Consider the following 12,521-nt stretch of genomic DNA (forward strand, 5'->3'; position numbering starts at 1 on the left):
AGGAAACGATGACGCTTGACCTGTCGAAACCGGCAACCGCCGGCTACCTGAGCGGATTCGCGAACGAATTCGCGACCGAGGCGCTGCCCGGCGCGCTGCCGCACGGCCGCAACTCGCCGCAGCGCGCGCCGTACGGCCTGTATGCGGAACAGCTGTCGGGCACCGCGTTTACCGCGCCGCGCGGCCACAATCGCCGCTCGTGGCTGTACCGGATCCGCCCGGCGGCCGTGCACCGGCCGTTCGAGCCGTTCACGGGAGCGCAGCGGCTCGTGGCGGAATTCGGCGACTCGGCCGACGTGCCGCCGACGCCGCCGAACCAGCTGCGCTGGGATCCGCTGCCGATGCCGGTCGCGCCGACCGATTTCGTCGAAGGGCTCGTGACGATGGCCGGCAACGGCTCGGCGGCCGCGATGAACGGCTGCGCAATTCACCTGTACGCGGCGAACCGCGCGATGCAGGACCGCTTCTTCTACAGCGCCGACGGCGAACTGCTGATCGTGCCGCAGCAGGGACGGCTCTTCATCGCGACCGAATTCGGCCGGCTCGACGTCGAGCCGTTCGAGATCGCGGTGATCCCGCGCGGCGTGCGTTTTTCGGTCGCGCTGCCGGACGGCGACGCGCGCGGCTACATCTGCGAGAACTTCGGTGCGCTGCTGCGCCTGCCGGACCTCGGCCCGATCGGTTCGAACGGGCTCGCGAATCCGCGCGATTTCCTGACGCCGCAGGCCGCGTACGAGGACCGCGAAGGCGCGTTCGAACTCGTCGCGAAGCTGAACGGGCGCCTGTGGCGCGCGGACATCGGCCATTCGCCGTTCGACGTCGTCGCGTGGCACGGCAACTACGCGCCGTACAAATACGACCTGCGCCTGTTCAACACGATCGGCTCGATCAGCTTCGACCATCCCGATCCGTCGATCTTCCTCGTGCTGCAGTCGCCCAGCGACACGCCGGGCGTCGACACGATCGACTTCGTGATCTTCCCGCCGCGCTGGCTCGCGGCCGAGGATACGTTCCGCCCGCCCTGGTTCCATCGCAACGTCGCGAGCGAATTCATGGGGCTCGTGCACGGCGCGTACGACGCGAAGGCCGAAGGCTTCGTGCCGGGCGGCGCCAGCCTGCACAACTGCATGTCGGGCCACGGGCCCGACGCGGACACGTTCGAGAAGGCGTCCGCGGGCGACACGACGAAGCCGCACAAGGTCGACGCCACGATGGCGTTCATGTTCGAAACCCGCACGCTGATCCGCCCGACGCGCTACGCGCTCGACACCGCGCAGCTGCAGGCCGATTACTTCGAATGCTGGCAAGGCATCAGGAAACACTTCAATCCGGAGCAAAAGTGAGCGATACCCAAGACTGGCGCGCGACGCTCGACCCGGCTCGCAAGAGCTGGGTCGACACGGCGAACGATCCCGCCTGCGATTTCCCTATCCAGAACCTGCCGTTCGGGATCTTCAGCGATGCGAAGCAACCGGCGCGCCGCGCGGGCGTCGCGCTCGGCGACCGGATCGTCGATCTCGCCGCGCTCGCGCGGGCGGGCCTCGTGACACTGCCGGCCGGTGCCGACGTATTTGCCGCGCCGACGCTCAATCCGTTCATCGCACTCGGCCACGATGCATGGCGCAGTGTGCGCGTGCAACTGTCGGCGCTGTTCTCGCGCGGCGACGCGCGGCTGCGCGACGATGCCGCGTTGCGTGCGCAAGTGCTCGTCGCGCAGCGCGACGCGACGCTGCACCTGCCGGTCGACATTCCCGGCTACACCGATTTCTATTCGTCGAAGGAGCATGCGACCAACGTCGGCTCGATGTTCCGCGATCCGAAGAATGCACTGCTGCCGAACTGGTCGGAGATGCCGATCGGCTACAACGGCCGCGCGTCGTCGGTGGTCGTGAGCGGCACGCCGGTGCGGCGCCCGAACGGGCAACTGAAGCTGCCCGACCAGGAGCGTCCGGTGTTCGGCGCGTGCCGCAAGCTCGACATCGAACTGGAGACGGGCTTCATCGTCGGGAAGGGCAACGCGCTCGGCGAGCCGATCGCGTGCGAGGACGCCGAAGCGCACATCTTCGGGATGGTGCTGCTGAACGACTGGAGCGCGCGCGACATCCAGCAATGGGAATACGTGCCGCTCGGCCCGTTCAATTCGAAGGGCTTCGCGACGACGATCTCGCCGTGGATCGTCACGCTCGACGCGCTCGAACCGTTCCGCGTCGCGCAGCCCGAACAGTCGCCGCAGCCGCTCGCGTATCTGCGGCACGCGGGCAAGCATGCGTTCGACATCGCGCTGGAAGTGACGCTGCGCGCGGCAGGCGCCGCCGAAGCGACGCCGATCTGCCGCACCAGCTTCAGGCACATGTACTGGACGATGGCGCAGCAGCTCGCCCATCACACGGTGGCCGGCTGCAATACGCGCGTCGGCGACCTGATGGGTTCGGGCACGATCAGCGGGCCGACGAAGGATTCGTTCGGCAGCCTGCTCGAACTGACGTGGAACGGCAAGGAACCGCTCGCGCTGAAGGGCGGCGGCAGCCGCACGTTCATCGAGGACGGCGACGAGCTCACGCTCGCGGGCTGGTGCCAGGGCGACGGCTATCGCGTCGGTTTCGGTACGTGTGCCGGCAAGGTCCTGCCCGCGCGGAGTGCGTGACGGATCGCAGCGCGAAACATCACGCGTAGTCGCGAAGGACCGGGCGGCCCGCATTGCGCGGGCCGCGTTCGCTTTACCGGCGGGCGGCGGTGCGCATGCGCTTGCGTGTCCCGATGGGTGACGTTGCGCGACAGCATCGGCGCCAGCGTCAAACCGCGTGTTGCAACGCCGCGCGTCGTTCCCAAAGCGCGGCGGCGACGAACGCGGCGACGCAGACGACCAGCACGCCGATCAGCGCATTGCTGCCGAGTTGTTCCATCAACGCGCCGGCAACCAGCGGGCCGCCGAAGCTCGCGGCGCTCCACGATGCCGATACGAGCGAGCTCGCGGTGACGAGCGCCGCGCCGCGGAAGCGTTCGCCGCATGCAACGAGCGACAGCGTGTAGATGCTGCCCGCCGCCGCGCCGAGCACGAACAGCAGCGGCCAGCACAGCCATGGATTTGCGATCACGAACGGCAGCAGCGGCAGGCCCGCGAGCACGATCCAGCCGGCGCCGAGGTGCACGCGTTCGCGGCCGAGCTTGTCGGCGAGCCAGCCGATCGGGAACTGCATCGCGGTGTCGCCGAACAGCATGATGGACGCGAGCAGCACGGCGGTCGCGCTGGCCACGCCGTGATCCATCGCGTAGAGCGGCAGCAGCGACAGCGCGAGCGTATCGAACAGCGCGAAGAAGCCGGTGCCGATGATCAGCGCGGGCATGCGCGGCAGCACGGCGAGCCAGCTGTCGTGCGCTGCGTGATGCGCGTCGTCGCCGGCGAGCGGCGCGCGCCGGATCGTCGCGAGCGTCGGCAGCGCGAGCAGGAACAGCGCGCCGCACAGTGCGAAGCGGATGCTCGTCGCGCCGGCGATCTGGCTGACGAGCACGGGGCCCGCCATCTGGAACAGCGTGAAGTTGGTCGCGTAGATCGCGACCACGCGGCCGCGCGTCGAATCGTCGGCGAGCTGGTTGACCCACGCTTCGCCGATCGTGAACAGCAGCATCAGCGCCGCGCCGCACAGCACGCGCAGCACGCCCCACAGGATCAGGTTCGACGTGAACTGCATCAGCGCGGTGGCCGCGGCGAGCAGTACGACCGACACGACGATCGCGCGGCGCGCACCGATGCGCCGCGCGAGCGCGGTGACGAACGGGACGATCGCGAGGCCGCCGAGCGCCTGCGCGGCCGTCAGCATGCCGACGATGTGGGTGCCGTGTCCGGCTTCGGTCAGCGCGAGCGCGGTGAGCGGCAGCGTGGCGCCGGTGCCGAGACCGACTACCGCGACGCTCAGGATCAGTGCGAGGAAATCACGATTGAGAATGGCTTTCATCGGCCGCGATGCTACACCGCGGCTCTTGAAAGGTCCATGAAGGGCATCAGGATCGCATGGGGCCGGGTGTGCAACGAACGGCGCGACGCAGCGCGTGGCCGGGCGCGCCGCGCGTCACACGCATTCGGTCGGCCCGCTCACCGGTCGGCGTTCGAGCGACGCCGACCACAGCGTGAGCGCGAGCGCCGCGACGGCCATCGCGACGCCGACCCACGGCAGGCTCACGAGCGACACGCCGGAGCCGATCGCCATCCCGCCGAGCCACGCGCCCGTTGCGTTGCCGAGGTTGAACGCGCCCTGGTTCAGCGTCGACGCGAGGTTCGGCGCGTCGCTCGCGCGATCGACGATCAGGATCTGCAGCGGCGGCACGATCGCGAACGCGAGGATGCCCCACACGAAGATCGTCGCGAGCGTCGCGAACGGCAGGTGCATGGTGCCGCCGAACAGGGCGAGGACGATGCCGATCAGCGCGAGCGTGGCGATCAGCGACGGCATCCGGCGCCAGTCGGCGAGCTTGCCGCCGAGCGTGCCGCCGACGGTCAGGCCGAGTCCGAACAGCAGCAGCACGTAAGTGACCTGGCGCGGCGAGAAGCCCGTCACGTCCTCGAGAATCGGCGTGATGTACGTGAACACGCTGAACAGGCTCGCGGACGCGAGCACGCTGATGCCGAGCACCATCAGCACTTGCGGGTGCTTCAGCACGCTGAATTCGCGCGTGATGCTGGTGTCGGGCATCGCGAGGTTCTTCGGCAGGCACACCGCGAGCGCGGCGGCCGCGGCGATGCCGATGCCGGTGACGGCCCAGAACGTCGCGCGCCAGCCGTACGCCTGGCCGAGCGCGGTACCGAGCGGCACGCCGAGCACGTTCGCGAGGGTGAGGCCGGTGAACATCAACGCGATCGCCTGCGCGCGGCGGTTCGGCGCGACGAGGTTGCTCGCGACGACCGAGCCGATCCCGAAGAACGCGCCGTGGCAGAACGCGGTGACGACGCGCGCGGCCATCAGCACGGCATAGCCGGGCGCGATCGCGCAGAACAGGTTGCCCGCGATGAACAGGCCGATCAGGCCCATCAGCGCGCGCTTGCGCGGCATCTTCGCGGTGACGATCGCGAGAATCGGCGCGCCGATCGTCACGCCGAGCGCGTAGCCCGACACGAGCATCCCGGCGGCGGGGATCGACACGCCGAGGTCGCGGGCGACGTCGGGCAGCAGCCCCATGATCACGAACTCGGTGGTACCGATTCCAAATGCGGCGACGGCAAGGGCGAAAAGAGGCAAGGGCATCGCGGTGGGCTAAGGAAAAGGCCTCGGCCCGAGGCCGGCGCGGGATGCGCGGGACGGGCGGGGCGGAGAGACGTCAGCCGCGATTCTACTTCAGTGGAAACCCCTATGTTTGGGGCCAAAACGGATGTTGCCGGCGTGCGACGCGGTAGCGGGCCCGGTGCGTCACAGTGTGGGATTCGGGCGGTGTTCGGCGGGGGACGTGGTGGCGGTCCAGCGACCGGTGGCCCGGCGAAACATCGCGTCGGAGCGAATCCGGCGAAGCGACCGTTCCGCCCGCCGTGTAGCTGGTTAGTGCTCGGGACGGGGGCCGATCGACGTCGAGTCGGCGCGCACGTCCGGCGCGGCACCTGCGGGCGACGACGCCGATCCGGCGATCGTGCCGGAGTTGGCCGCGTCATCGGCAGCAACGGCCGCCATCGGCGCATCCCAGCCATTTTCGAACAGGCACGCGTCGATCGGCATCCGCGCGGCCCAGCGCTCTTCCTCTAGCATCGGCTTTGCATAGAACGCGTCGACATGTCCGACGCACAGCACGGCGATCGGCTTCGCGCCGGCCGGCATGCCGAGCAGCGTGCGCAGCGCGTCGACGTCGAACAGCGACACCCAGCCCATCCCGAGCCCTTCGGCGCGCGCGGCGAGCCACATGTTCTGGATCGCGCAGGCGGCGGACGCGAGGTCCATTTCCGGCAGCGTGCGGCGGCCGAACACGTGGCGCTCGCGGTCGTCGGTCAGCGCGACGACCAGCAGCTCGCCGCATTCGCGCACGCCTTCGACCTTCAGCCGCATGAATTCGTCCTGCCGCTCGCCGAGTGCGTCGGCGGTCGCGCGGCGCTCGGCCTCGACGAGCGCATGGATCGCAGTGCGCAGCGCGGGATCGGTGATGCGGATGAAGCGCCACGGCTGCATGAAGCCGACGCTCGGCGCGTGGTGCGCCGCGCGCAGCAGCCGTGCGAGCGTGGCCGGATCGACGCTCGCCGGCGTGAAGTGGCGCATGTCGCGCCGTTCGAAGATGGCGCGGTAGACCGCGGCGATGGCGGAGTCGTCGAAACGCATGAGCGGCAGAGGCAGGGGGAGATCGGCGCAACGATAGCAGACGCCGTGCGTGCGGCGTTACATCAGTCGAAACAAAATGACGAATCGTTGACGGGTCGCGTGTGCCAGACGCTGCACCGAACGCCTTGGCTCAGCGCCCCGTCGTGACGACGTTGGTCGGCGTGCCCGCGTGCCATGCCTCGATGTTCAGCAGCGTCGTGTGCGCGATTTCGGCGAGCGCCTCGCGCGTGAAGAACGCCTGGTGCGACGTGACGATCACGTTCGGGAACGTCAGCAGGCGCGCGAGCACGTCGTCCTGCAGCGGCAGGTCGGAGTGATCCTCGAAGAAGAGGCCGCTTTCCTCCTCGTACACGTCGAGCCCGAGATGGCCGAGCTGGCCGCTCTTGAGCGCGTCGACCAGCGCCTGCGCGTCGACGAGGCCGCCGCGGCCGGTATTGATCAGCATCGCGCCGTGCTTCATGCGCGCGAGCGTCTGCGCATTGATCAGATGATGCGTCGACGGCAGCAGCGGGCAGTGCAGGCTGACGACGTCGGCATGGTGCAGGAGTTCGTCCAGCTCGACGTAGCGCACGCCGAACGCGATCAGTTCGTCGTCGTACGGCGGCTTCGAGTGCGCGAGCACGTGCATTCCGAAGCCCATCATGATCTTCGCGAACACGCGGCCGATCAGCCCGGTGCCGATCACGCCGACGGTCTTGCCGTGCAGGTCGAAGCCGAGCAGGCCATTCAGCGAGAAGTCGCCTTCGCGCGTGCGGGCCACCGCGCGCGGCAGCCGGCGATTGAGGGCGAGGATCAGCGCGACCGCGTGCTCGGCAACCGCATGCGGCGAATAGGCGGGCACGCGCACGACCGCGATGCCGAGCCGCTCGGCGGCCGCCAGGTCGACATGGTTGAAGCCGGCCGAGCGCAGCGCGATCAGGCGCGTGCCGCCGTCGGCAAGCCGCTGGAGCACGGCCGCGTCGACGGTGTCGTTGACGAACGGACAGACGACGTCATAGCCGTGCGCGAGGATCGCCGTTTCCACGTCGAGATGCGACGGCTGGAAGTGCAGCCGATAGCCGAACTGCCGGTTGGCGGCGGCAAACGATTCGTCGTCGTACTGCCGGCTGCTGAACAGGATCACGCGCACGCTGCACCTCCGATGGCTGACGCGTGCAGTTTACTGCAGGCCCGTCTGCAGGCCCGTGACGATATCGACGCGATCGGGCGTGCGCAGGAAGCCGTAGCCGGTCCGCTCGCGGGCCGCCTGCACGCCGAAATGCTCGAGCGCGTGCTCGACGAAGCTGCGCGTGCGGGCCGGCACGTACTGGCGATTCGGGTAGACGAGCGACAGTTGCGCGTCCGGGTCGTCGATCCGGTAGCCGGGCAGCAGGCGCACGAGCGTGCCGGTGGCGAGCGCGGCGGCGACGCACGGCTCCGGCAGCACCGCGATGCCGGAGCCGGCCACGGCCGCGGCCTGCACGAGCGCGAGCTGGTTGACCGTGCAGGTCGGGCGGACGGTGATGGAATGCGTGGCGCCGTCGTGGCCGACCAGCCGCCATGCGGGCGCATGCTGGTGCGGCGCGAGCGCGACCCAGTCGTGGCCCGGCAGGTCGTCGGGCACGCGCGGCTCGCCACGCCGTTCGAGATAGGCGGGCGCCGCGCAGGCGACGAACGGGTTCGGCGCGAGTGCGTGGCCGATCAGCGTCGGGTTGCCGTCGAGCCGGTTGCCGGTCGCGATGCCGACGTCGTAGCCCGAATCGAGCACGTCGAGCGGCCCTTCGGCGACGGTGAGCTGCACGCGCAGCTCGGGGTAGCGGTGCCGGAAGCTGCTCACGAGCGGCGTCAGCGCGAGCGGCGACAGCAGGCCCGACGCGACGACCCGCAGCGTGCCGGCCGGTTCGCGCACCGCATGCGCGACGGAGGCCTCGAGATGGTCGAATTCCTCGAGCAGCGCGCGGCAGCCGTCGAGGTAGCGCAGGCCTGCCTCGGTCAGCGACAGGTTGCGCGTGGTGCGGTGGATCAGCCGCGTGTTGAGGTGAGACTCGAGCATCGCGATCGAGCGCGTGACGAGCGCATTGGATACGCCCAGATGGTGGGCCGCGCGCCGGAAGCTCTGCTGCTCGGCGACGCAGACGAACACACGCATGGTCTGAATCTGGTTCATGGCTAGCGGATTTCTGGACCGGTTGACTGATTCTGGTGGTGATTTTTCGTCGCACGACCTGGAAAACCGTCATGCGACATCCGGTTCTCGCTCGTATCGAAAAATCGGTTTTCGATTCTGCAGACGATTGTTCATTACGAAAGCGATATCCGTCAACCTGAGAAAAGGGGCGGGTTGCGTAAAATCGAAATCGCGGGTATCCGTTTAACGAGTCAGTGTCGCGGGCGGGCGCCGTGGATAGTCGGGCGTGTATTGAAACCGGACATCATTGATTCGAATATTTTGTATGTGAATCAATGTGTTGCATGTGATGGTGTACGGCTGAGTGCGGTAATGGATGAAATCGTTCACCAATAGATGCTGCGTCAACGTATGTTTTTTAGCGGGCCCGGTTTTCGTGCGCCGATTCCATCTGCGCAATTTTTATCGTGGCGACGAGTAATCCGGTCGATGCATGCATCGTGCTGAGCATGGACATCCGCAAATCGTCGCAATATTGCCGGAGAAAATCGCGGACATCCGACCGCGCATGGAACCGCTTCGCATGCGGCCGGCAAAGCGGTGCGAATGCGAAATACGATCGGCCGCCATGCGCGCGGCCGGCTGGCCCGGTCCGTCGACCGGGCCACCGTCACGCTGTCCGGCCGCGAGTGCCTCTTGCGCGCGAGCGCGGAACGCGGAATGATCGATCAGTTGCCATGCCGTGCGGCGGGCGACGCCCCGCGCGCTTTCTTCCATCCTCTGATGCCTGCCATGTCCCTTGATTACTCGCCGATTCCCTGCCCCGTCGTCGTGCCGCTCGACGCGATCCTGCCCGAAGAACCGCTGCTGATGATGGGGGCCGGCCCGGTCCCGATCCCGGCCGCCGTCGCGAAGGCGAACACGATCGTGATCAACCACCTCGGCGCGACGATGGCGAAGATCATCGAGCAGGTGAAGGAGATGGCGCGCTACGTGTTCCAGACCCGCACGAAGTGGGTGCTCGGCGTCGCCGGCCCCGGTTCCGCCGCGATGGAAATGGCAATCTCGAACCTCGCGTGGCGCGGCACGCGCGTGCTGTCGATCCGCAACGGGTTCTTCAGCGCACGGATGGCCGAGATGGCCACGCGCATCGGGGCGGACGTCGCGATGCTCGAAGTGGCCGACCGTTCGGTCGCGAGCCTCGACGAGATCGCGGACGCGATCGCGCGCGAGCGGCCCGAGATCGTCACGATCGTGCAGGGCGAGACGTCGAACACCGTGTGGAACCGCGACCTGCGCGACATCGCGGCGCTTGCGAAGGCGGCCGGCGCGCTGGTCGTCGTCGACGCGGTGTGCACGCTGTCGACGATGCCGCTCGAGATGGACGCGTGGGGCATCGACGCGGTGATCACGGGCGGTCAGAAGGGGTTGTCGTCGATCCCCGGCGTGTCGCTGATCGCATTCTCCGACGCCGCCTGGGAGCGGATGAAGCAGCGTCCGGAACCGAACGCGCACTGGTGCCTCGACATGGCGCTCGCGGAGAACTTCTGGCACAACGCCGGCTATCACTACACGGCGCCGGTGTCGGGCGTGCTCGCGCTGCACGAGGCGCTGCGCCTCGTCTGCGCGGAGACGCTCGAAAGCCGCTTCGCGCGCCACCTGCGCTGCTCGCTCGCGCTGCAGGCGGGCGTCGAGGCGATGGGGCTCACGCTCTATGCGCCGAAGGACTGCCGGCTCAATTCGGTGGTCGGGATCGAGACGCCCGAAGGGCTCACGCCCGGGATGGTGTGCGGCCATATCTCGAAGCAGTACCAGGTCGAGATCTCCGGCTCGTTCGGGCTGCCGATCGTGCGGATCGGGCAGATGGGCGAGCAGTGCCGCGAACACAACCTGTTCCGCACGCTGCATGCGTTCGGCCGCACGATGGTCGATCTGAAGGTGCCGGTCGACCTGCCGGCCGGCGTGGCCGCGCTCGAGCAGGCGCTGTCGCAGCGAGGCGCGTAAGCAGGGAGACGGCGGTGCGTGCCGGGTGCGCGGTGCACGAGCCGGCACGTTGAGGGGGCGCGCGGGTCTCAACCGCCCTGCATCGCGCGCCGGTACGCGTTCGGCGTCGTGCCGTGCGCGTCGCGAAAACGATGGCTGAAGTGGCCGGCGTTCGCGTAGCCGCAGTCGGCCGCGACCTGCGCCAGCGGCACTGCCGTCGTGCGCAGCAGCAGGCGTGCCCGCGCGAGCCGCTGCTCGGCCACCCATGCGTGCGGCGCGCGGCCGAACGACAGCCGGAACATCCGCGAGAAGTGGTATTCGGACAGCGCGGCGACCTCCGCCAGCTCGCCGAGCGTCAGCGGCTGCGACAGGTAGCTGTCGATATAGTCGCGCACGCGGCGGCGCACGGCCGGCGCGAGCCCGCCGCGGAACGGCGCGTCGGTGCGCGTCGTGCTCTGGCCGCGCAGCAGCAGGCTCAGCACGTCGTGCGCGGCCTCGTTCACACGCAGCCGCCCGTCCGCATCGTCCCAGCGCTCCAGCGCGAGCGAACGGAACTGCGCGGCGACGCGCGCATCCTCGAAATAGGTGCGGTCGGCGAGCTTCAGCTCGCGCGGCTCGCGGTCGAGCTCGCGAATCGCGCGCTGCGTGAAATGCTCGGGCAGGAAGTACAGGTGGATGAAGTGCATTTCGCCGCGCACCCACCAGCGTGATTCATGGTCGCCCGGCAGCGCGCACAGCAGGCTCGGCGCGCCGTAGCGCGGCACGCGTTCGCGCTCCGTCCGGTAGCCGCCGTCGAGATAGCACGACAGCGTGTGATGGCCGGGCTGTTCGTAGATCGTCTCGCTTTCGTCGGTGATGCGCGTCCATTCGGCGATCGCGAGATGGTCGCCGAGCCAGGTGAAACGCTCGAGCGTCGCGTTGGCGTCGGCGAGCGTGCGGCACACCGACTGCAGGCCGAACGGCAGCGCGTCGCCGCCAAGGGCGGCTGCGTGGTCGGCGGGCGGGGCGTACAGGGACGAACTCATGATGCGACGAGTATAAGCGCGCGGGCGGCGCGCGGTGCGGCGTGCCGAAAATGACCGCAATTCCGGACAATCCGCGCGGGCGGGGCGGCGGCATAGTCGGAGTCCGTTTCACTCGTTCCGCTTCATTGCCGCCATGAACCTGTCGCTTTATTTCGTCACCGTGCTGATCTGGGGCACCACCTGGATCGCGATCAAGTGGCAGCTCGGCGCCGTGCCGCCGCCCGTGTCGATCGCGTGGCGCTTCTGGCTCGCGGCCGCCGTGCTGTTCGCGCTGCTGCGCGTGATGCGCCGGCCGGTGCGCCCGCCGCGCGAAGCGTGGCGCTACCTCGTCGCGCAGGGCTTCGCGTTGTTCTGCCTGAATTTCCTGTGCTTCTACTACTCGGAGCAGGTCGTGCCGAGCGGCCTCGTCGCGGTGATCTTCTCGACCGCGCCGCTGCTGAATTCGATCAACGGCCGGCTGTTCATGGGCCGCCCGCTGCGGCCGTCCGCGATCGCCGGCGCGCTGCTCGGGCTGGCCGGCATCGCGTGCCTGTTCTGGCAGCAGATGGCCGGCCACCTCGACGATCACGCGACCTGGACGGGTCTCGCGATCGCGTTCGCGGGCACGATGTGCTTCTCGGCCGGCAACCTGCTGTCGAGCCGGATGCAGTCGATGGGGCTGCACCCGCTCGCGACCAACGGCTGGGCGATGCTGATCGGCGCGGCGATCCTGACGGCCGGCAGCGCGCTCGCCGGGCTGCCGTTCATGATCGACCCGAGCCCGCGTTATCTCGGCGCGCTCGTCTATCTGGCCGTGCCGGGCTCGGTGATCGGCTTTACCGCGTACCTGACGCTCGTCGGCCGGATCGGGCCGGAGCGCGCCGCGTACTGCACGGTGCTGTTTCCGATCGTCGCGCTGGCCGTGTCGACGGTCTTCGAGGGCTATCGGTGGTCGCCGCTCGCGGTGATCGGGCTGCTGCTGGTGCTGGCCGGCAACCTCGTCGCATTCGATCTGACGCGGCGGGTGTTTCTGCGGGCGGCGTGATGAAACCCGCGACAGTGTGAGCACACGATCGAAGAAACCGGTGCATGGGGTGATTTGGTTGACGTGGTTGACTTGGTTTCGGTTCGGGGCTA

10 protein-coding genes are annotated in these 12,521 nt (G+C 68.7%); 4 read left to right on the top strand and 6 right to left on the bottom strand.

Annotation, left to right across the window (positions count from 1 at the left end; all coding sequences use genetic code 11):
* Positions 1-8 precede the first annotated feature (8 nt).
* Both hmgA and fahA read left to right on the top strand, forming a co-directional pair.
* Positions 9-1,343, top strand: coding sequence for a homogentisate 1,2-dioxygenase (gene hmgA, locus ACTJKF_RS20465; protein WP_440625570.1), 1,335 nt, complete (start codon positions 9-11; stop codon positions 1,341-1,343).
* Positions 1,340-2,644 (top strand): fumarylacetoacetase, encoded by a 1,305-nt coding sequence (gene fahA, locus ACTJKF_RS20470; RefSeq protein WP_440625572.1) that lies wholly within the window; start codon positions 1,340-1,342, stop codon positions 2,642-2,644. The genes hmgA and fahA overlap by 4 nt, the downstream gene beginning before the upstream one ends.
* Positions 2,645-2,792: 148 nt before the next feature.
* Here fahA and ACTJKF_RS20475 read toward each other — a convergent pair whose 3' ends face one another.
* The 5 genes from ACTJKF_RS20475 to ACTJKF_RS20495 form a co-directional block, all read right to left on the bottom strand.
* Complete coding sequence (locus tag ACTJKF_RS20475; RefSeq protein WP_440625574.1) at positions 2,793-3,953, bottom strand: MFS transporter; 1,161 nt, start codon at positions 3,951-3,953, stop codon at positions 2,793-2,795.
* A 114-nt stretch (positions 3,954-4,067) separates the two neighbouring features.
* Positions 4,068-5,237 (bottom strand): MFS transporter, encoded by a 1,170-nt coding sequence (locus tag ACTJKF_RS20480; RefSeq protein ID WP_440625576.1) that lies wholly within the window; start codon positions 5,235-5,237, stop codon positions 4,068-4,070.
* Between the two features lie 288 nt (positions 5,238-5,525).
* The gene (gene bluB / locus ACTJKF_RS20485) at positions 5,526-6,290 is read right to left on the bottom strand and encodes a 5,6-dimethylbenzimidazole synthase (protein ID WP_440625577.1); all 765 of its coding nucleotides are present in this window, start codon (positions 6,288-6,290) and stop codon (positions 5,526-5,528) included.
* A gap of 130 nt (positions 6,291-6,420) precedes the next feature.
* A complete protein-coding gene (locus ACTJKF_RS20490) occupies positions 6,421-7,419 on the bottom strand; it encodes a 2-hydroxyacid dehydrogenase (RefSeq protein ID WP_440625579.1) in 999 nt (332 codons plus the stop codon).
* A 30-nt stretch (positions 7,420-7,449) separates the two neighbouring features.
* A complete protein-coding gene (locus tag ACTJKF_RS20495; protein ID WP_440625581.1) occupies positions 7,450-8,436 on the bottom strand; it encodes a LysR family transcriptional regulator in 987 nt (328 codons plus the stop codon).
* A 753-nt stretch (positions 8,437-9,189) separates the two neighbouring features.
* Between ACTJKF_RS20495 and ACTJKF_RS20500 the strand changes: the two genes are divergently transcribed.
* A complete protein-coding gene (locus ACTJKF_RS20500) occupies positions 9,190-10,401 on the top strand; it encodes a pyridoxal-phosphate-dependent aminotransferase family protein (RefSeq protein WP_440625582.1) in 1,212 nt (403 codons plus the stop codon).
* A gap of 68 nt (positions 10,402-10,469) precedes the next feature.
* Here the strand turns inward: ACTJKF_RS20500 and ACTJKF_RS20505 are convergent, their stop codons facing one another.
* Positions 10,470-11,405: a helix-turn-helix domain-containing protein gene (locus ACTJKF_RS20505; protein WP_440625583.1), complete on the bottom strand. Its 936-nt coding sequence runs from the start codon at positions 11,403-11,405 to the stop codon at positions 10,470-10,472.
* Between the two features lie 133 nt (positions 11,406-11,538).
* Between ACTJKF_RS20505 and ACTJKF_RS20510 the strand changes: the two genes are divergently transcribed.
* Entirely contained in the window at positions 11,539-12,429 is an 891-nt protein-coding gene (locus ACTJKF_RS20510; RefSeq protein WP_440625584.1) for a DMT family transporter, read from the top strand.
* Positions 12,430-12,521 lie beyond the last annotated feature (92 nt).

The sequence above is a fragment of the Burkholderia sp. 22313 genome, assembly GCF_052045245.1.
Taxonomy (GTDB): domain Bacteria; phylum Pseudomonadota; class Gammaproteobacteria; order Burkholderiales; family Burkholderiaceae; genus Burkholderia.

What these genes read in the sequence shown, in the direction of transcription:
- ACTJKF_RS20475 (WP_440625574.1), bottom strand. Translation starts at nt 3,953, where the DNA reads ATGAAAGCCATTCTCAATCGTGATTTCCTCGCACTGATCCTGAGCGTC.
- ACTJKF_RS20510 (WP_440625584.1), top strand. Translation starts at nt 11,539, where the DNA reads ATGAACCTGTCGCTTTATTTCGTCACCGTGCTGATCTGGGGCACCACC.
- ACTJKF_RS20505 (WP_440625583.1), bottom strand. Translation starts at nt 11,405, where the DNA reads ATGAGTTCGTCCCTGTACGCCCCGCCCGCCGACCACGCAGCCGCCCTT.
- ACTJKF_RS20500 (WP_440625582.1), top strand. Translation starts at nt 9,190, where the DNA reads ATGTCCCTTGATTACTCGCCGATTCCCTGCCCCGTCGTCGTGCCGCTC.
- ACTJKF_RS20480 (WP_440625576.1), bottom strand. Translation starts at nt 5,237, where the DNA reads ATGCCCTTGCCTCTTTTCGCCCTTGCCGTCGCCGCATTTGGAATCGGT.
- ACTJKF_RS20495 (WP_440625581.1), bottom strand. Translation starts at nt 8,436, where the DNA reads ATGAACCAGATTCAGACCATGCGTGTGTTCGTCTGCGTCGCCGAGCAG.
- hmgA (WP_440625570.1), top strand. Translation starts at nt 9, where the DNA reads ATGACGCTTGACCTGTCGAAACCGGCAACCGCCGGCTACCTGAGCGGA.
- bluB (WP_440625577.1), bottom strand. Translation starts at nt 6,290, where the DNA reads ATGCGTTTCGACGACTCCGCCATCGCCGCGGTCTACCGCGCCATCTTC.